A 17019-nucleotide genomic window follows, 5' to 3' on the forward strand; every position below is an offset into this window, starting at 1 on the left:
CATGAGCGAGTTCGACATCCCCGCCGCCGAGGTGCTCGAAGCCAGGCAGAAGCTGGTGCTCGACCACTTCCGCGACGAGGTCGCGCAGGACTGGGACGCCACCCTGTCGACCTTCCCGCACCCGCACTACGAAGTGATCGCGACGATGACCGTGCACGACGGCGACAGCGCCGTCCGCGGTTACTACCACGACACCCGCACCGCGTTCCCCGACCAGCACCACGAGCTGATCGCGCTGCGGCACAGCGCGGACGCGGTGATCGTGGAGTTCTGGCTGAAGGGCACGCACCTCGGCCCGTTCGGCAAGCTCCCGGCGACGGGGTCGAAGTTCCGGGTGCGCATGACCGCGTACTTCGTCTTCGACGCCGAGGAGAAGCTGGTCTGCGAGCGCATCTACTTCGATTCGCTGTCGATGCTCAAGCAGCTCGCTGGCGGGATCGACAAGCGCAAGCCGAAGAACTGGCCGGTGCTGGTCAAGCTGGTGCGGGGGCTGCTCGCCATGTCCGGCGAGCAGCCGGACCGGCGCCTGGTCGAAACCACCGAGCCGACGCTCAGCGCCCGTTCTTGACCGCGGACCGCTTTTCCAGGTCGCGGATGAGGGAGTGGATGCCGCGGTCCGCGGCCAGGTAGCTGTCGGCGAAGACGTTGACCACGCCGCGCAGCAGCGCCCACGGTTGCCAGGCGGCGGGCGCGAGCGTGCGCCCCGCCCGCCGGGCGATCGCGTCGGCGAGGACGACCGCGGCCTGCTCGGCGGTGATCCGCCGGCGCAACGGTTTGGGCAGCCGGGTTTCCAGCGCCCGCCCCAGCGGGTCATCGTCCAAAGTGGTCCGTGCCAGCTGCGTGTCCACCACGCCGAAGTACGCGACGCCCACGCTCACGCCGTGCGCGGCGAGTTCCAGGCGCAGCGCACGGCCCAGTTGTTCGGCGCCCGCCTTGCTGATCATGTACGCCGCCCCGCCCGGGCCGGGGGTGAACGCCGCCGCCGACGAGACCACCACGATGTGCCCATGCCGGGTGATCACGTCCCCGATCGCTGGCCGGACCGAGTTGAACACCCCGGTCACGTTGATGTCGAGCACGCGGTCGAACTCGGCTTCGTCGATCTGGCGCAGCGTCGCCGGGGGAGGCGTGACGCCCGCGTTCGCCACGACCACGTCGAGCCCGTGCGCGCGCTGGGAAAGCTCGCGCACCGCGGCGGCCGTCGCCTCGCGGTCGCGGACGTCCGCGACCGCGCAGAACACGCGCGATCCCAGCGCCGCGGCGGCCTTGGCGAGCGCATCGGCGTCGCGGTCCAGCAGTGCGACGACGGCACCGCGGGCGTGCAGTTCGTGCGCCAGCGCCAGCCCGATCCCGGCGCCCCCGCCGGTGACCAGCACGGCCTTGCCGGTGACGTCGAACTTCCGCCCGCCGGGCAGCGGGAGGCCCAGGTCTCGCAGCGTCGAGGCGACGGCGTTCATCGGCGGATCTCCTTCTCCACTCGGGAAGCCACCCCGGCGGTCCACCCGCCGGTGACCCGGTGCAGCACGAACCGGGACGAGGACAGCACCGGTACCAGCCACGGCGCGGCGTCCACCGCGAAGGTCCAGCACAACCGCGTCCGGCCGGCGTCGGGGGTCAGGGTGAGGTCCTCGGCGAAACGGCGGAAGCCCGGCTGGCTCGCGGCCTCCGCACTGAACGTCATCCGCTCGCCTTCGTCCCACCGGTAGAACCGCTCGCGCAGCGCGGCCACCCCGCCGACGGTGACCGTCCGGGTGGTCCCGACACCGAACGGCCGGGGCGAGGTCCACTCCGCCCCGGTGATCAGCTTCGACCACGACACGAGCGCGTCGTCGGCGGTCAGCACCTGCCACACGCGCTCGCGCGGCGCGGGGATGCCGACCACGTGCCGGAACAGGAACCGGGCGGTCCGGAAGACGTCGTCGTCGCTCTCGGCGAGCGGGTACCACCGCGCCACGGTGTCCCCTTTCTGTCGGTTCAGAGGTCGATGACCAGCGAGGATGAGGTCGAACGGGAGACGCAGACGAGCATCGAGTCCGCGCGCTCGCGGTCGGTCAGCGTCCGGTCGCGGTGGTCCACCTCGCCGTCGAGCACGCGCACCCGGCAGGTTCCGCAGAAACCCTGCTGGCACGAGTACGCGACACCGGGCAGCTCACGCCGGATCGCGGCCAGCGCGCTCTCGTCGGCGCCCACGCGCACTGTGGCACCACTGCGGGCCAGCCGCACGTCGAAGGGTTCGCCGCCGGTCACCGGCAGCGGGCTGAACCGTTCGGTGTGCAGTGAGGCGTCCGGGTTGATCTCCCGCAACATCCCGCGCGCCCCTTCGCCGAGCGCCGGCGGTCCGCACAGGTAAACCGCGGCGCCACGCGAAGCGAGCGGGAGGATGTCGGCGATGTCCGGCAAGCCGTACTCGTCGTCGGGCCGGATGTCCGCCTCACCGAGGGAGTCCAGGAACGGCATGCTCGCCCGCGACCGTCCCAAGTAGACAAGCCGCCAGGAGGCCCCGCGACGGCGGCACGCCTGGACCATCGGCAGGATCGGCGTGATCCCGATGCCACCGGCGACGAACAGGTACGAGTCGGCGCAGACCAGTGGGAACGCGTTGCGCGGACCACGCACGCGCACCACCTGGCCGCGTTCCAGACCGTGGACCTCGCGGGAACCGTCGCCGATCCGGCGGACCGCGATCCGGTAGGTCCGGCGGTCGGCGGGGTCGCCGCAGAGCGAGTACTGGCGCTGCCTGCCCGAAGTCAGGAACAGGTCGAGGTGCGCGCCGGGGATCCACGAGGGCAGGTCGGCACCGGACGGGCCGGCCAGCGTCACGCCGACCACGTCCTCGGCTTCCGGCTCCACCCGTTCGACCGTCAGATCGAGGTCGAAACCGGTGTGCCGCACCGGGTTCGGGCGCGAGAGCAGCGGCGCGACCCGGCTGGTGGCGAACACCCGCCGGTACCCGCTGCTCGCCGCCGCGACCAGCCGCAGCGTCCGCGACGGGGTGAAGGTGGTCATCAGCGCGCGGGGTTGGCGGCCGGGGACTGGGCGAGGTACCGCACCGCCTTGTCCATGCTGCCGAGCTGCGACGGGTGGAACCGCGGCCGGAGGTACTTCGGGATCTCGGTGACGAAGATCGTCGCGTTCGGGATCACCTTGCGCCGGGTCGCGCCGAGCAGCTGCCACAGCCAGAACCGGCCCTTGCCCGGCGTCGGGTCCTTGCGGTACAGGTGGCCCGCGGTGGTCAGGAACAACACGGCGAGGGTGAAGCTGGCCAGCAGCGCGGTGCGCACGCGCCGCGCGTAGCTGCCGTCGACGTGCATGAAGGCGTCGAAGGCGACGTTGCGGTGTTCGACCTCCTCCGCGCCGTGCCAGCGGATCAGGTCCAGCATCGTCGGGTGCATGCCGAGGCGTTCCAGCTGGTCGGCGTTGAGCAGCCATTCACCGACCACCGCGGTGTAGTGCTCCATCGCGGCGAACAGGCCCAGCCGCTCGCACAACCACGCGTGCCCGGCCTTCCCGGTCAGGCCCCGGTTGCCGAGCACCTTGTCCACCAGCCATTCCATCTTGCGCGCCATCGGCTCGACGTCCAGCCCGAGCTTGGCCAGGTGGTCCCTGGCGCCCTCGTGCGACGCGGCGTGCGTGGCCTCCTGGCCGATGAAGCCGACCACCTCCTCCCGCAGCCGGGGGTCGGTGATCAGCGGCAGCGCCTCGGCGAGCGTGTTCGACATCGCGCGCTCGCCCTCGGGCAGCACCAGGTGCATCACGTTGATCACGTGCGTGGCCATCGGCTCGCCGGGGATGTAGTGCATCGGCACGCCGTCCCAGGAGAAGTGCACGTCGCGCGCGGCGATCGCGTGCGCCTGCCCGGTGTAGCGCCGCGCGCCGCGCGGGTCGACCACCGGGTTCCGGCCGAATCCCCGTTTCATGCGATCCTCGCTCCCTGCTCGGTGCGGTGGTAGTCGGCCAGGTCCACGGCCGCGGTGCGGCGGCGGAACTGGCGGTTGAACCCGGGGTAGAACACGAAGTTGCGCCCGGAGTCGTCGAGGTAGTAGCTGCGGCAGCCGCCGGTGTTCCACACCGAGCCCCGCAGGCCGTGGTCCACTTCGCGCACCCAGGCGTCCTGGGCCGCCTGGGTGACCTCCAAAGTGGACAGACCGTGCCGGTCGAGTGCGCGCAGGCAGCTGAGCACGTAGGCGACCTGCGCCTCGATGGTCACCACCTGCGAGGTGTAGACCACCGAATTCGGGCCCAGCAACAGGAAGAAGTTCGGGAAGCCGGCCACCGTGGTGCCGAGGTAGGCGCGCGGACTTCCGTTCCACGCCTCGCCGAGGGTACGGCCGCCCCGGCCGCGGATCCGGCCGAACCCCGGGTGGTCGGTCATCCGGAACCCAGTGCCGAAGACGATCGTGTCGACCTCGTGCTCGACGCCGTCGGCGGTAACGATGCCGGACGGCCGCACCTCGCGGATCCCTTCGGTGACCACGTCGGTGTTCGGCTGGGTCAGCGCGGGGTAGTAGGCGTTGGAGAACGTCGGGCGCTTGCAACCGAACGCGTAGGACGGGGTGAGCCTGGCGCGCAGCAGGGGATCGCGCACCTGGCGGCGCAGGTGCGCGCGGCTGACGAGTTCCATGCCCTTGAGCAACGCGGGTCGCCGCACGAGTCCGGGCACCAGCGCCTCCTGCACCAGGTCCAGTCCGGTCCTGGCGAGGCGCTGCGCGGCGGGGAAGCGCTCGAACAGCCGTCCGGTGATCGGCCGGTCGGGGTGCGGCATGATCCAGGTCGGCGTGCGCTGGAAGACGGTGAGCCGCGCGGCCGCCGGCTGTAGGCGCGGCACGATCTGCACGGCCGAGGCGCCGGTGCCGATCACCGCGATCCGGCGCCCGGCCAGCTCGTGCTCGTGGTCCCATGCGGACGAGTGGAACGTGGTGCCGCCGAAGGTGTCCAGGCCGGGAAGGTCCGGTGTGGACGGTTCGCTGAACGGCCCGATCGCGCCCACCAGCACGTCGGCCTCGAACTCGCCGCGATCGGTGCGCACGCGCCAGAACCGGGCGGACTCGTCCCAGGTCGCGTCCAGCACTTCGTGGCGCAGCCGCAGGTGGGGCCCGATCCCGAAGTCATCGGCGCAGCGGCGCAGGTAGTCGTGGATCTCCGGCTGCAGCGGGTAGAGCCGCGTCCAGCGCGGGTTCGGCGCGAAGGAGAACGAGTACAGGATGGACGGGATGTCGCACTGGGCACCCGGGTAGTCGTTGACCTGCCAGGTGCCGCCCACCTCGGCGGCGCGCTCCAGCACCACGAAGTCGTCGACCCCGGACCGCTTGAGCGCGATCGCGGTGCCGAGACCGCCGAACCCGGCGCCCACGATGGCGACGCGAACTCTGGACATGGGGCGACCGTAGAAGCTGACATCAGCCAATGTCAACATCAGGCGATGTCAGCTTCGCGGAAGCAAATGCCAGGTTCTCGCCCGGAGAGTTTTCAGGAGCCCGCTTGGGCGATCTGTTCGATGACGCGGACCGCGTGCCGCACGAAGCGGTCGCGGCCGACCGGTACGCGGTCGTTCAACCAGGCCTGGTACAGCCAGGCCAGCGCGCCGAACACGGCTTGGGCGTTGAGCTCGACGTCCTGCTCGTCGGCGTTTTCCCCGGCCAGCACCGGACTGCGCAGGCCGAGCGCGATGGTCGCGGTGAACTCCTCGACCAGTTGCGTGCCCCGGCTGGCCAGTTCCGGCGCGGCCAGCGACTCGACGAAGAGCACCCGGCCCCGGCGCGGATCGGCGGTGACGAACTCGGTGAACGCGGCGACCGCGTGGCGGACCAGGCCGGGACTGTCCGGTGGGGACTGTTCCAGCGCCGCCACCAGGACGTCCCGCGCCTGCCGCGCCACCATCTCCAGCACCGCGATCAGCAGTTCCTCGCGGCCGCGGAAGCTCTCGTAGAAGTACCGCTCGGTCAGCTTCGCCTCGCGGCAGACGCCCCGCATGGTCACCGCCGCCACGCCCTGCGTGCCCATGATCGAGAAGCACGCGTCGAGCAGCTGGTCCCGGCGCCGCGCCTGCCGCTCTTCGGCGGCCACGCCGCGCCAGGGTCGGTGCACCCCGGTCTCGGGGTCGGGATGGGCGGCCATGCCGTTCATCCTGCCAGGCGCCCGCCGCGAACCGGCGTCACGCCGGGTCGGCGAGGATGCCGTTCACCCAGGAGCCGGGGCGGGTGGCCCCGTCCTGGCGCAGCACCGGCAGGTCGGCGGGCCAGTCGAGGACGAAGGACTCGGTCGAGCCCGGCGGAATGGTTTCGAGGTGGCTCGGCGTCCAGCCGGGGTCGTCGCTCTCGCCCGGGGCCAGCACGGTGATGCTCGCGGTCGCGGTCTGGCCGGGCGCCACCTGGTTGACCGGCGCGCCGTTGTCGATGCGCGGCAGGCTGTAGGTGGTGCCCATGGCGTGCTCCGGCCCGAGCAGGTCCGCCCCCGGCACGCCGTAAAGCTGGCAGTCTCGCCCGGAGATGTTGGTGTAGACCAAGGGCAGTTCGTACTGACCGGCGGCGTCGCCCACCGGCTCCGGGGCGCCCAGCTCGGCCGACAGGTCGTCGGTGGTGCACCGCGGCGTCTCCTGGGCGCTGACCGGGTTGGCCGCGCCACCGCCCCCGGCGGCCACCGCGCTGCCCGCGCCGGCCTGGCCCGGCTGCTGCGGCTGGCCTGCCGCGGTCGAACCGGACGAACCGCAGGCCGCGAGCGCGAACACCCCCGCCACCGCGGTGGTGCCGAGCGCGATCCGCTTCCTCTGGCTGCCGAACATGGTTTCTCCCTGTGGTTGGCTGTCTAGACAGTCCACTTCGGACGATGATCGCCGCCGGTGGACTCTCCCCGTGTCTGTCGTTCGCCTTGCGTAGAGAGGATGTTCGGCACCGGGGTGACGATGCTCGGGTGTGGGATTGGTCCCCCGTACGCAACCTTCCGCGCCGCCGCACGTCAGAAGGAACGGAAACTGGGTGTACCGGTCCCAGGACGCGTGCGGCCTCCTCACCCGCATTTCGGTTGGGGAAGCTGGAGGCATGACCGACGAAGAGATGGTGGCGAACGCGCACGAGCGGTGGTTGTTCGGCTGGGACCGCGAACCCGGGGCGGCACCGTTCGACTTCCGCGCCGTGCAAGGCGAGTTCTACGACTGGCAGGCCGACGACCTGCTGCTCTACGACGACGCCGATCCCGCGCACCGCGTGGCGCGCAGCGCGGAGGAGTATCGATCGTGGTGGGAGCCGGTTTTCACCGGGCTGGCCGCGGCCGGGCACGAACTGGCGGACGGGCCGCACGTGCTGGTGTCCGGCGACCTGGCCGCGTCGAGGCTGATCTTCCTGGCCAGGCTGGTCGCGGCCGACGGGACCGAAAGCCGGTTGCGTGCCACGAGTTCCCTCCTCTGGCGGCGCACCGCCGACGGCTGGCGGATCGCCTGGGACCACACGTCGTCGGTCAGCGAGCCGGTTTGACGTACCGGGTCACGGCCCGCCGCAGCAGGTTCGGCGCGAACCGGCGGGCGCGCCAGAGCTGACGCGTGCCGAAGCCCGGGAAGAAGAACAGCGGCGCGTCCGGATCGGCGAGGGCGCGGTCGATCGCGTCCAGCACGTCCGCCGGGTCGGCCCCGGTCCGCTTGCCGAGCACCCCGGGATCGGCGGCGCGCACGCCGTCGGCCAGCGGGGTTTCGACGTGGTCGGGACACGCGCACAGCACGCGCACCCCGGTTCCCGTGGTCTCCATGGCGAGCACTTCGCAGTAGGCGTGCACCGCGCCCTTCGACGCCGCGTAGGCGGCCAGCCGCGGCGAGGGCAGCCAGCCGGCCAGCGAACCGAACACCACGACGGTGCCGCCGCCCGCCTCGATCATCGGCGGTACCGTCGCGCGGGTCAGGTGCACCGTGCCGAGGTAGTTGGTCTCGTGGACCCGCCGCAGTTCGGCGGCGGGCTGGTCCAGCGCCCGGCCGATCCGGCAGACCCCGGCCGCGTGCACGACGAGATCGATCGGGCCGAGGTCGTCCACCGCCATGGCGACCGCGTTCCGCACGGCGGTTTCGTCGGCGACATCGCAGGGGTACGCGCGCATGGCGGGCGAACGCCACGCCGTGGCGGTGAGGTTGCCCGCGTCGAGGTCGAGCGCGGCCACCGGTGTGCCCGCGGCGGCCAGGCGCAGAGCGGCCAGCCTGCCCAGGCCGCTGGCCGCGCCCGTCACCAGAGCGGTCACCGCACGACCTCGGCTTCGCCGAAGGTCATCCGCATCCGCCCGATGACGCTGGTGAACAACGCGCGCCGGGGCAGGCCGAGCCGGCGCAGTTCGTCGGCGATCGGGTGGTCGCCGAGCCGGACCTCGGCGCCGCCGGGGCGGCCGCGCACCCCGCTCGCGCGCAGGTCCCACGGCGTGCGGCGGAGCGTGCCGTCCAGGCAGGTGTAGGCGTCGATGGAGGTGGCCGCGGCGCCGCTGGGCACCGGGAGTCCGGGCCTGGCCAGCAGACCGGCCACGAACCGCCCGTCCACCCGGACCGCGCAACTGCTCGTCCGACCGGAAAACCCCAGTTCGATGTCGGCCATCTCCTTGGGAAAGCCCCAGATGGTGCGGCCCGCTTCGAGGGTGAACGGCTGGTTGACCGGCAGCCAGTGGATGAACGCCCCGACGCCGCGGCCGGTGGGGGAGCGGATCAGGAAGGCCACGCCGAATTCGTGGTACGGCCCCAGATCCCCGTCCAGGTAGCGGACGAAGACCAGCGAGCACAGCGCGCGGCCGGGCAGCGGTTCGACCAGCTCCACCCCGGCGTAGTCCAGCACCGAGCGGGCGGCGGGGGCGCGCACGGCGAAGTTCGCCGCGCAGGCGGTGGCGTCGCGGATCTCGACCGGCATCGCGACCCGCTGCCCCTGGATCAGATGTCCACTGTGGAGGTTCATGCGATCTCCCGTAGGTGCCTGCGGAGGAACAACAGCTGGTGCTTGACCGCCTGCTCGAACCAGGGGTTGCCGGGGAAGACGTCGAAGTGGTCGCAGGGGTAGTGGCGCACCTCGGCGCGGGCGGCCACGGCGGCCTTCGCGGCGGCCTGCGGCGGGCTCATCCGGTCGAGGTCGGCGATCTGGACCAGCACCGGGCCGCGCACCCCGCGTGCCTGCCGCACCGGCCGGTACCGGGTGATCTCGAACAGGGCACGCGGGTCGATCTCGTTGCGCCAGCTCGGCCCGGCCATCGCGGTGTAGGCCTCGAACTGGCCGGGCAGGGCCAGCACCGCGCCGGATCCCGGTGGTCCGACCAGTCGCACGGCCCCGCCCTTGGCGGCGGTGAGCGCCGACTTCGCCAGCACGCCGGACCGGTGGTGCCCGGCCGCGTGCCGGGCGGCGGCGAGGCCGTCGACCATCGGCACGAGCGACACGGTGGCGGCCACCGCCTGGTCGCGGGCCGCGGTGACCAGCACGTGCCCACCGGCCAGGGACGCGCCCCACAGCACGATCCTCCCGGGATCCACGCCGTCGAGGCCGCGTGCCGTGGTGACCGCCGCGCGGTAGTCGGCGAGCTGGCGGGCGATGGACACCGACTGCCGGGGCACCCCGCCGCTTTCGCCGAAACCCCGGTAGTCGAAGGCGAGCACGTCCATCCCGGCACGAGCGAACTCGCGGGCGAAGGCGCCGAGGCCGCAGTCGCGGGTCGCGCCGAACCCGTGGGCCATGACCACGCAAGGCACGCCGCTCTTGGAGCGCAGGTCGTCGCATTCGGCCCGGAACCGGCTTGCCGCGCAGGTGGCGCCGTCGACGGCGAAGGTGACGGTCATGGGCAGCTGCCGTAGATCGTCCGCAGCCACACCGTGACCAGCGTGTCCATCAGCGCGTCGGTGGGTACGGAACTGCCGCGGGAGAGCCGTTCCAGCGCGCGGTCGTTGAGTTCGAGCAGGACGGTGGCGAGCAACGCGGCGTCGGGTCCCTCGGGCGCGTGACCCGCCGCGCGTTCCTGGTCGATCATCTTCGCCACCTGGGGCACGAACGATTCCCGGTCCCGGTCCCAGAGTTCGCGTACCGTCCGGTCGGCGTCACGGGCGTCGAGCATGGCGCGGAAGACGTGGCGGTGCTTGCTCCACGCCTCGAAGAGACCGGCCGTGGTGCGGCGGATCCGCTCCTCGGGCGTGCCCTCGGCGGACAGCAGCGCGGTGCCCGCGGTGAACGCCTCCTGGTACATCTCGTCGCACAGCGCGGCGACCGCGATCGCCTTGTTCTCGAAGTAGAAGTAGAACGCGGAGCGCGTGACCTCGGCGCGCTGCGCGATGTCGCGCACGTTGATCGCGGCGAAGGTGTCTTCGCGCAGCAGTTCGTCGAGCGCGCCGAGCAGGGCCTTCCGGCGCTGGTCACCCCGGTTCGGGCCGCGGCGGTCGAGTACTTCCCTGGCGGTCATGTGGTTTTCCCTCGTGCGAGCCCCGCGGGCAGTTCCCGGGTGCGGATGTCGTGTTCGTAGATGAAGTAGTCGACCTGCTGCGTGTGGCGCGGCCGGTCGGCGAAGTGCGCGACGAACCGCCGCTCGTCCTCGGCGAGAACCCGCCACATCTCCGCCTCGCTGGGAAGGCGATAGGTCCCGGCGAGCCAGGCCGCGAGCAGGCGCGCCTGGCATTCGACGAACGGGAACAGCGTCGGCGTCGCCTGCGCGAAACCGACGAACGCGAGGTCGTCGATGCCCGGCTTGAACATCCTTTTGTAGAGCGGGAAGCGGTTGTCCGGCGCGCTGAGGAACTCGGGGTCGAAGAACGGGAAGGTGATGTTGTAGCCGGTCGCGTGGATGATCACGTCGAAGTCGGCGGAGGTGCCGTCGGTGAAGTGCACGCGGGTGCCGTCGAGGCGGCTGATGTCGGGTTTCGCGGTGACGTCGCCGGAGCCGAACCGCAGTGGGAGTTCCTGGGACTGGGTGGGGTGCGCTTCGAGGAAGTGGTGGTTCGGGGTGGGCAGGCCGAAGCGCTCCGGGCGGCCGGTGAGCAGGCGCGGTCCGTTGCGCGCGAGCCGCCGCTGCCAGGACAGCGGCAGGTGCGGACTGGTCGCGATGAGCCGGTCGGCGGGCACGCCCGCGATGTACTTCGGCACGATCCACGCGCCGGAGCGGGTCGAGAGGACCACGGTGTTGCCGAGCGCGCGCTGGGAGAGTTCGACGGTGATGTCGGCGGCGCTGTTGCCGATGCCGACCACGAGGATCCGTTTCCCCTTGAGGTGCAGGGGTTCTTCCGGATCGATGTAGTGGTGCGAATGCAGGACCTCGCCGGTGAACTCGCCGGGGAAGTCGGGGGAGCGCGGATCCCAGTGGTGGCCGTTCGCCACGACGAGGTGGTCGAAGTGCCGCGTTTCGCCGTCACCGGTGCGGATCTCCCAGCCGCCGCCGGGCAGTCTCCCGGCGTGTTCGACCGGCGTCTCGAAGTGGATGTTCTCCTTGAGCGCGAACGCTTCCGCGTAGCTCTCCAGGTATTCCTTGATCTGCGAGTGGTGCGGGAAGTCCGGGAAGTGCTCCGGGATCGGGAAGTCCAAGAAGGATAGACGGTGCTTGGAGGAGTCGATGTGCAGCGAGCGGTACGCGCTGGAGTGGCCGTTCGGGTTGCCGAAGGCCCAGTTGCCGCCGATCCGGTCGGAGGACTCGAAGCACTCGTACGGCACGCCGTAGTCCGAGAGCATCTTCCCGGCGCAGAGCCCGCTCAGTCCCGCCCCGATCAGGCAAGTGGTCATGCCCGGCCACGCTACGAGCCGATTTGACGCGTGTCAATTGTGCTGGACACCTGTCGACATCTGCCCGCCCGGCGGCTAGCGTGATGGTGCATGAACCGCAACGGCGCTGACCTGCAGCAAGCCGTCGCCGCGCTGACCGGGCCCGGTGGCGAGTTCGAGATCGCCGAGCAGGAGGTGCTCGGGGCGAAGGTGCCGGTGTTCACGCGGCGGGCGCCGAACCTGGGCGCGCTGCTGGCCGGGGCGCCGGCGCCGGGGGAGCGGGAGTACCTGGTCACCGCGCGCCGCAGGCTGACCTACGCCGAGCACGCCGAGCTGAGCGGGGCGTTCGCCGGGGTGCTGGCGCGGGAATACGGCGTCGGCAAAGGGGATCGTGTCGCCGTGCTGGCCGCGAACTGTCCGGAGTGGATAGTCGCGTTCTGGGCCACCGCGCGGATCGGTGCGGTTTGTGCTGCCTTCAACGCGTGGTGGACGACGCCGGAGATCGGGTACGCCCTCGGCCGCGCGCGGCCGTCGGTGCTGCTGGTCGACGCCGAACGGGCCGCGAAGCTGCCGCCGGATCTCGGCATTCCGGTGCTGCGGCTGGAAGATCTGCCGTCGCACGGGTCGGCACCGCCGGAGGTGGCGGTGGACGAGGACGATCCGGCCGCGATCGTCTACACCAGCGGGACGTCCGGGAAGCCCAAGGGCGTCACGCATTCGCATCGGAACATCGTGGCCACGGCGATCTACCACCGGCTGATGAAGGCGATGTCGGCGGCGATGGACCCGCGGCAGGCGGAGCCGGGGCGGTGGCTGCTCAGCCTGCCGTTGTTCCACATCGCGAGCCTGCACAACGTGGCGGTGCCGCGGCTGGCCACCGGGGAGACGGTGGTGCTGACCGAGGGCGCCTTCGACGCGCGCCGGACGCTGGAGCTGGTGTCGCGGGAGCGGGTGACCAACTGGACCGTGGTGCCGACCATGGCGAGCCGACTCGCGGCGGTGGACGTCGGGAGTTACGACCTGTCGGCGTTGAAGGCATTCGGCCTCGCGTCGGCGCCTTCGTCGCCGGGGTTGCAGGCACGGCTGCGCGAACTGATCCCGGCGGCGCGGTTGAGCCTGGTCACCAGCTACGGCCTGACCGAATCCTGCACCGGCGCGACGGTCACCAACCCGGCCGCGCTGGCGGCGAACCCGGGGACCTCGGGCGCTCCGATCCCGACGGTTTCGGTGCAGGTGCGCGACGACGCCGGCGCGGTGGTAGAGGACGGGGTGGAGGGGGAGATCTGGCTGCGCAGCCAGTTCAACATGATCGGCTACTGGGACGACCCGGCGGCGACGGCGGCGGTCTTCGACGCCGACCGCTGGATGCGCACCGGTGACATCGGCTGCCTGCGCGAGGGGTTGCTGTACCTGACCACGCGCCGCAGCGACCTCATCCTGCGGGGCGGGGAGAACGTCTACCCGGTCGAGGTCGAGCGCTGCCTGGACGACCACCCGTCGGTGATCGAGTCGGCGGTGGTCGGCCTGGAGCACGGGGACCTGGGGCAGGAGGTGGGGGCCATCGTGGTGCTCGCTTCGCCCGTCTCCGTGGCCGCTTTGAGGGCTTTCGCGGGGGAGTCACTGGCGTACTACAAGGTCCCCTCCCGCTGGCACACCATGACCACCCCCCTACCCCGCAACGCGACGGGGAAGGTGAGCCGAGCTGCCTTGGCCGCCTATTTCGACGAAGAACCCGCCTGAGGCCGATACCCCCGTCGGCTCGCCTGGTTCGCTCCGGTTCAACGGAACGGCGTCGAGGCTGGAGCGGGTGTTCGACCTGGAGCCGCGTGAGATCAGGGAGTCGTTCGACAAGGGGGCCAATCGCTACCGGTTCGCTTGGGGTGGCGGCTAATCTGGCCCCATGCTGAGGGGTGAGCGGGTGGTGGGGGCGGTAGTGGGGTCAGCCGTGGGTGATGCGCTCGGGGCGCCCTTCGAGTTCGGGCCCGCGGGGGCGTTGACCAAGGCGGGCCCCGACCGCGAGATGCGCGGCGGCGGCATCTGGGAACCCGGTGAGGCCACCGACGACACCCAGATGGCCGTCCACCTCGCCCACTCCCTGATCGAGCGCGGGAACCTCGACCTCCCCGACATCTTCGACCGGTTCCAGCGATGGGCCCGGAGCCGGCCCAAGGACATCGGCCTGCAGACGTCGGCCGTGCTCTTCAGCGGCGATCCGTGGGATCGCGCCGCCGCGTTGCACTTCCAGGCCCACCGCCACGCGGCGGGCAACGGGGCGCTGATGCGCGCGACCACCTCCGCGGTGTACTTCGCCGGGCAGGGCCGCGAGGCCACGATGATCGCGGCGCGCCAGATCTCCGCGCTCACCCACGGCGACGCGGCGGCCTGGGAGGGCACGGCGATCTTCCACGACCTCCTCCGCCTGGCCTTCACCGGCGCCGAACCGCTCGCGTCCCTCCCGGACATCCTGACCGTCGTCGAGCCGCAGCACCGCCCCCGCTACGCCACGGTGCTGGCACCCGAGTGGCAACCCGAGACCCCCAACGGCGCCGTCTGGCCGTGCCTCGGCTCCGCGGTCTGGGCGGTGCGCACCACCTCCACCTTCGAGGACGCCGTGCGCGCCGCGGTCGATCTTGGTGACGACACCGACACCGTCGCGGCGGTGACCGGCGGTCTCGCGGGCGCCATCTACGGCTTCGCCGCGATTCCGCCCGCGTGGACCGAGAACCTCCACGTTCCCTTGCCCGGTACCGACCAGACCCTGCACCTGGGCGACCTGGTCGCCCTCGCGGAACGACTGGACCAGGGCCCTAACCCGGCAGGCTGCTGATCTCCCACAGCGCCAGCGCCTTGTCGGTGTACGCGCCGCCCTCCTCGGTACACCCCTCCAGCAGCACGGCCAGCGGTTCCGGGAACGAGAACGGCGCCAGGCACAGGTTCAGCGGCCGCCAGTCGCCGGTGGAGATGTCGGTGTTCGCGGTGGTGTCCCCGAAGTGCGTGGTCAGCAGGTACCGCGACCCGCTGCGGCGCAGGTTGGCGATCGCCAGCCGGATGTCGTCGTCGCTCAGGTGGACCAGGCAGTCGCGGCACAGCACGGCGTCCGCCATGGGCAGGTCGTCGGTGGTCAGGTCGAGCACGCGAAATTCCCGATCCCGCCCGTACCGCGCGGTGTTCCGCGCGACGAGGTCCTCGACGATGTCGGCGCCGATGTACCGCTCGACGCCCAGCTCGACCTCGCTCAGCCAGCCGAAGTCCCCGCACGGCAGGTCGAGCAGCGTCCGCACCTCGAACCGGGCCAGCAGCCCGGGCAGTCCGGCCCGCAGCCCGGCGGTCTGGTCGGCTTCGGAACCGGGCCCCGACACCGAGTCCGACGCCCACAGGTTCGACTCGAAGATGTAGGTGAAGCGCTCCTGGTTGCCCATGCGCTCCAGCTCGTCGGCATGCCGGCGGAAGTTGCGCTGCGCCACCGTGATCGGCCTGTCGTCCATGACGCCACGGTACCCAGGAAAACCGCCCTATTCCACGGTGATCGCGTCGAGCGTGCGCGAGATCAGGTGCGGTAGCGAACCGCCCTCGCTGACCCAGTCGTTGAGGCAGATGCGGATGGCGCCCATGGCCAGCACGGCGAGCAGCCGCGGTCTCGGGTCGCCGTCGGGGAAGCGCGGCGCGAGCAACCCCGCGATGGCGTGCTCGTAGCGGTGGTAGGTCTGCATGGTCCAGGCGTTGAGCGTCGGCGACGAGCGGGTGAGCCGCGCCAGCTCCCAGATCTCGTCGCGGTGGGCGGGGAACTCGTGGGCGAGTTCGGCGAACGCCGCGACCAGCGCCGCCTTGGCGGGCAGGTGCGACGGCTGGCGGGCGATCGCGTCGGTGACCATGGTGAGCCACGGGCAGGTGATGCCCTCGGCGATGGCGCTCTCCTTGGTCTCGTAGTAGCGGAAGAAGGTCGCCCTGGCGACCTCGGCGTCGGCCGCGATCCGGTCCACCGTGGTGCCCGCGACCCCGTGCTCGCCGGCGAGCCGCGCCGCGGAGGCGGCGATGCGGGCGTTCGTCGCCCGCCTCTTGCGGGCGGCGAGCCCGTCGGGTTCACTGCGAGACATAGTCTCATTTTGGACCATGTCTCAGTGGAGGGCCAGACCGCCGTGGGCGAGAACCAGCGCAAGCAGATCGTCATGTCCGACGCCGAGATCGCCGCGTTCCTCCAGGAGCAGCGCGTGGCCACGCTCGCCACGGTCGGCCCGTCGGGCCAGCCGCACCTGGTGGCGATGTGGTACGCCGTGCTCGACGGCGTGCTCTGGTTCGAGACCAAGGCGAAGTCGCAGAAGGCGGTGAACCTGCGCCGCGACGGCCGGGCGACGGTGATGGTCGAGACCGGGCACACCTACGACGCGCTGCGGGGCGTGGCGATGGAGGGCCGGGCGGAGATCGTCGACGACCCGGACGCGCTGTGGGCGGTCGGGGTCAGCGTGTGGGAGCGGTACAACGGGCCCTACAGCGAGGAGGTGAAGCCGATGGTCGAGTTCATGCTCACCAAGCGCGTGGCCGTCCGGTTCGACGCCGAGCGGATCCGGTCGTGGGACCACCGCAAGCTCGGCCTGCCTTCACTGGAGGTCGGGGGCAGCACCGCCGCCTACCTCTGAGAACCAGGGGACCGCGCGAGGGGCGCGGCCCAGCACCCGGCGGACCGCCTCGTACTGCCCGGCCCGCCCGAGATCCTTCTGCCGCGGCCGCGCGGGCAGCCGGTCGAGCACGGCCTCCGGCGCGCACACCTGGACCGGGACACCGGCGAGGCGCACCTGGGTCGCGTCGCGGAGGAGCTCGGTGTAGGTGCCGGTGAGCGACGGCGGGACGTCGACCATTCCGGCCGTGGTCACGAACAGGTGGTCCAGCCGCTCGGCCGTGGGCGGCTCCGGGGTCCAGGCGAGGCACTTCTCCAGCGGCATCGACGGGTGGTGCGCGGGTACCGCTTCCAGTTCGAGCAGCACGTCCGCGAGCCTGCGCAGGTTGGCGGGCTCCAGCGAGGGGACCACGTCGAGATCGTTCGGCCGGAGGTCGGCGCCGTAGAGCAGGAGGACCGCCGAACCGCTGAGCACCCAGTCGACACCGTGCTCGTGCAGGGTGTGCAGCAGGGGAGCGGGTCGCGGATTCGGGCGGGATCGCGGGTCGAGCATTTCCCTGCCCTCTTCAACATATAGCGCACCAGGGGGCTTGCGGCAAGACCCGGGTCGTGCCGCAGAATCACTCGCCGAAGCAAAACCCGCGGAAAGCACGCGGGCGATTTGACAACGGGTGGACAATAAAAAATCGGCGTGCCCTCCAAAACCACTGGAGAGCCCGCCGCATCTAC

At 71.5% G+C, this 17019-nt stretch carries 20 protein-coding genes; 5 read left to right on the plus strand and 15 right to left on the minus strand.

Going from position 1 to position 17019, the window contains the following annotated elements:
• Window position 1 precedes the first annotated feature (1 nt).
• Window positions 2-568 (plus strand): ester cyclase, encoded by a 567-nt coding sequence (locus JYK18_RS29055; RefSeq protein WP_206806621.1) that lies wholly within the window; start codon window positions 2-4, stop codon window positions 566-568.
• Here the strand turns inward: JYK18_RS29055 and JYK18_RS29060 are convergent.
• The 7 genes from JYK18_RS29060 to JYK18_RS29090 all read right to left on the minus strand — a co-directional run bounded on the left by JYK18_RS29060 (window position 552) and on the right by JYK18_RS29090 (window position 6778).
• Window positions 552-1457 (minus strand): short-chain dehydrogenase/reductase, encoded by a 906-nt coding sequence (locus tag JYK18_RS29060; protein ID WP_206806622.1) that lies wholly within the window; start codon window positions 1455-1457, stop codon window positions 552-554. The two genes, JYK18_RS29055 and JYK18_RS29060, sit on opposite strands and share 17 nt — an antisense overlap.
• Entirely contained in the window at window positions 1454-1954 is a 501-nt protein-coding gene (locus tag JYK18_RS29065; protein ID WP_206806623.1) for an SRPBCC family protein, read from the minus strand. Before JYK18_RS29065 ends, JYK18_RS29060 begins: the two co-directional genes overlap by 4 nt.
• Window positions 1955-1974: 20 nt before the next feature.
• Complete coding sequence (locus JYK18_RS29070) at window positions 1975-3006, minus strand: PDR/VanB family oxidoreductase (RefSeq protein WP_206806624.1); 1032 nt, start codon at window positions 3004-3006, stop codon at window positions 1975-1977.
• A complete protein-coding gene (locus JYK18_RS29075; protein WP_206806625.1) occupies window positions 3006-3917 on the minus strand; it encodes a metal-dependent hydrolase in 912 nt (303 codons plus the stop codon). The genes JYK18_RS29070 and JYK18_RS29075 overlap by 1 nt, the downstream gene beginning before the upstream one ends.
• On the minus strand, window positions 3914-5374 hold the full coding sequence (locus JYK18_RS29080) for an NAD(P)/FAD-dependent oxidoreductase (RefSeq protein ID WP_206806626.1): 1461 nt from the start codon (window positions 5372-5374) through the stop codon (window positions 3914-3916). The genes JYK18_RS29075 and JYK18_RS29080 overlap by 4 nt, the downstream gene beginning before the upstream one ends.
• A 92-nt stretch (window positions 5375-5466) precedes the next feature.
• Window positions 5467-6114, minus strand: a complete 648-nt coding sequence (locus JYK18_RS29085) for a TetR/AcrR family transcriptional regulator (protein WP_206806627.1) — start codon at window positions 6112-6114, stop codon at window positions 5467-5469.
• A 37-nt stretch (window positions 6115-6151) separates the two neighbouring features.
• On the minus strand, window positions 6152-6778 hold the full coding sequence (locus JYK18_RS29090; protein WP_206806628.1) for a DUF4232 domain-containing protein: 627 nt from the start codon (window positions 6776-6778) through the stop codon (window positions 6152-6154).
• Between the two features lie 256 nt (window positions 6779-7034).
• On the opposite strand from JYK18_RS29090, the gene JYK18_RS29095 reads away from it, so the two are divergent.
• Entirely contained in the window at window positions 7035-7466 is a 432-nt protein-coding gene (locus tag JYK18_RS29095) for a nuclear transport factor 2 family protein (RefSeq protein ID WP_242582194.1), read from the plus strand.
• Here the strand turns inward: JYK18_RS29095 and JYK18_RS29100 are convergent.
• The 5 genes from JYK18_RS29100 to JYK18_RS29120 are packed head-to-tail and all read right to left on the minus strand — an operon-like array spanning window position 7450 to window position 11699.
• A complete protein-coding gene (locus JYK18_RS29100; RefSeq protein WP_206806629.1) occupies window positions 7450-8214 on the minus strand; it encodes an SDR family oxidoreductase in 765 nt (254 codons plus the stop codon). The two genes, JYK18_RS29095 and JYK18_RS29100, sit on opposite strands and share 17 nt — an antisense overlap.
• The gene (locus JYK18_RS29105; protein ID WP_206806630.1) at window positions 8211-8909 is read right to left on the minus strand and encodes an acetoacetate decarboxylase family protein; all 699 of its coding nucleotides are present in this window, start codon (window positions 8907-8909) and stop codon (window positions 8211-8213) included. The genes JYK18_RS29100 and JYK18_RS29105 overlap by 4 nt, the downstream gene beginning before the upstream one ends.
• Entirely contained in the window at window positions 8906-9778 is an 873-nt protein-coding gene (locus tag JYK18_RS29110; RefSeq protein WP_206806631.1) for an alpha/beta hydrolase, read from the minus strand. Before JYK18_RS29110 ends, JYK18_RS29105 begins: the two co-directional genes overlap by 4 nt.
• On the minus strand, window positions 9775-10392 hold the full coding sequence (locus tag JYK18_RS29115) for a TetR/AcrR family transcriptional regulator (RefSeq protein ID WP_206806632.1): 618 nt from the start codon (window positions 10390-10392) through the stop codon (window positions 9775-9777). The genes JYK18_RS29110 and JYK18_RS29115 overlap by 4 nt, the downstream gene beginning before the upstream one ends.
• Entirely contained in the window at window positions 10389-11699 is a 1311-nt protein-coding gene (locus JYK18_RS29120; RefSeq protein WP_206806633.1) for an NAD(P)/FAD-dependent oxidoreductase, read from the minus strand. Before JYK18_RS29120 ends, JYK18_RS29115 begins: the two co-directional genes overlap by 4 nt.
• A gap of 90 nt (window positions 11700-11789) precedes the next feature.
• Between JYK18_RS29120 and JYK18_RS29125 the strand changes: the two genes are divergently transcribed.
• On the plus strand, window positions 11790-13418 hold the full coding sequence (locus JYK18_RS29125) for a class I adenylate-forming enzyme family protein (protein WP_206806634.1): 1629 nt from the start codon (window positions 11790-11792) through the stop codon (window positions 13416-13418).
• 160 nt (window positions 13419-13578) lie between these two features.
• Window positions 13579-14505, plus strand: a complete 927-nt coding sequence (locus JYK18_RS29130; protein WP_206806635.1) for an ADP-ribosylglycohydrolase family protein — start codon at window positions 13579-13581, stop codon at window positions 14503-14505.
• Here the strand turns inward: JYK18_RS29130 and JYK18_RS29135 are convergent.
• Entirely contained in the window at window positions 14486-15163 is a 678-nt protein-coding gene (locus JYK18_RS29135) for a class I SAM-dependent methyltransferase (protein WP_206806636.1), read from the minus strand. The two genes, JYK18_RS29130 and JYK18_RS29135, sit on opposite strands and share 20 nt — an antisense overlap.
• A 27-nt stretch (window positions 15164-15190) precedes the next feature.
• A complete protein-coding gene (locus JYK18_RS29140; protein ID WP_206806637.1) occupies window positions 15191-15772 on the minus strand; it encodes a TetR/AcrR family transcriptional regulator in 582 nt (193 codons plus the stop codon).
• 42 nt (window positions 15773-15814) lie between these two features.
• On the opposite strand from JYK18_RS29140, the gene JYK18_RS29145 reads away from it, so the two are divergent.
• The gene (locus JYK18_RS29145) at window positions 15815-16312 is read left to right on the plus strand and encodes a pyridoxamine 5'-phosphate oxidase family protein (RefSeq protein ID WP_206808194.1); all 498 of its coding nucleotides are present in this window, start codon (window positions 15815-15817) and stop codon (window positions 16310-16312) included.
• Here JYK18_RS29145 and JYK18_RS29150 read toward each other — a convergent pair.
• Window positions 16274-16843 carry a hypothetical protein gene (locus tag JYK18_RS29150; RefSeq protein WP_206806638.1) on the minus strand — a complete coding sequence of 190 codons (570 nt, stop codon included), beginning with the start codon at window positions 16841-16843 and terminating at the stop codon, window positions 16274-16276. The genes JYK18_RS29145 and JYK18_RS29150 overlap by 39 nt on opposite strands.
• Window positions 16844-17019: the final 176 nt, after the last annotated feature.

This window comes from Amycolatopsis sp. 195334CR (assembly GCF_017309385.1).
Taxonomy (GTDB): Bacteria; Actinomycetota; Actinomycetes; order Mycobacteriales; family Pseudonocardiaceae; genus Amycolatopsis.

Excerpts from the sequence above, each read along its gene's own strand:
- JYK18_RS29075 (WP_206806625.1), bottom strand. The coding sequence starts at position 3,917 with ATGAAACGGGGATTCGGCCGGAACCCGGTGGTCGACCCGCGCGGCGCG.
- JYK18_RS29085 (WP_206806627.1), bottom strand. The coding sequence starts at position 6,114 with ATGGCCGCCCATCCCGACCCCGAGACCGGGGTGCACCGACCCTGGCGC.
- JYK18_RS29130 (WP_206806635.1), top strand. The coding sequence starts at position 13,579 with ATGCTGAGGGGTGAGCGGGTGGTGGGGGCGGTAGTGGGGTCAGCCGTG.
- JYK18_RS29105 (WP_206806630.1), bottom strand. The coding sequence starts at position 8,909 with ATGAACCTCCACAGTGGACATCTGATCCAGGGGCAGCGGGTCGCGATG.
- JYK18_RS29055 (WP_206806621.1), top strand. The coding sequence starts at position 2 with ATGAGCGAGTTCGACATCCCCGCCGCCGAGGTGCTCGAAGCCAGGCAG.
- JYK18_RS29150 (WP_206806638.1), bottom strand. The coding sequence starts at position 16,843 with ATGCTCGACCCGCGATCCCGCCCGAATCCGCGACCCGCTCCCCTGCTG.
- JYK18_RS29115 (WP_206806632.1), bottom strand. The coding sequence starts at position 10,392 with ATGACCGCCAGGGAAGTACTCGACCGCCGCGGCCCGAACCGGGGTGAC.
- JYK18_RS29070 (WP_206806624.1), bottom strand. The coding sequence starts at position 3,006 with ATGACCACCTTCACCCCGTCGCGGACGCTGCGGCTGGTCGCGGCGGCG.
- JYK18_RS29110 (WP_206806631.1), bottom strand. The coding sequence starts at position 9,778 with ATGACCGTCACCTTCGCCGTCGACGGCGCCACCTGCGCGGCAAGCCGG.
- JYK18_RS29095 (WP_242582194.1), top strand. The coding sequence starts at position 7,035 with ATGACCGACGAAGAGATGGTGGCGAACGCGCACGAGCGGTGGTTGTTC.
- JYK18_RS29125 (WP_206806634.1), top strand. The coding sequence starts at position 11,790 with ATGAACCGCAACGGCGCTGACCTGCAGCAAGCCGTCGCCGCGCTGACC.
- JYK18_RS29140 (WP_206806637.1), bottom strand. The coding sequence starts at position 15,772 with ATGTCTCGCAGTGAACCCGACGGGCTCGCCGCCCGCAAGAGGCGGGCG.
- JYK18_RS29090 (WP_206806628.1), bottom strand. The coding sequence starts at position 6,778 with ATGTTCGGCAGCCAGAGGAAGCGGATCGCGCTCGGCACCACCGCGGTG.
- JYK18_RS29120 (WP_206806633.1), bottom strand. The coding sequence starts at position 11,699 with ATGACCACTTGCCTGATCGGGGCGGGACTGAGCGGGCTCTGCGCCGGG.
- JYK18_RS29080 (WP_206806626.1), bottom strand. The coding sequence starts at position 5,374 with ATGTCCAGAGTTCGCGTCGCCATCGTGGGCGCCGGGTTCGGCGGTCTC.
- JYK18_RS29060 (WP_206806622.1), bottom strand. The coding sequence starts at position 1,457 with ATGAACGCCGTCGCCTCGACGCTGCGAGACCTGGGCCTCCCGCTGCCC.
- JYK18_RS29135 (WP_206806636.1), bottom strand. The coding sequence starts at position 15,163 with ATGGACGACAGGCCGATCACGGTGGCGCAGCGCAACTTCCGCCGGCAT.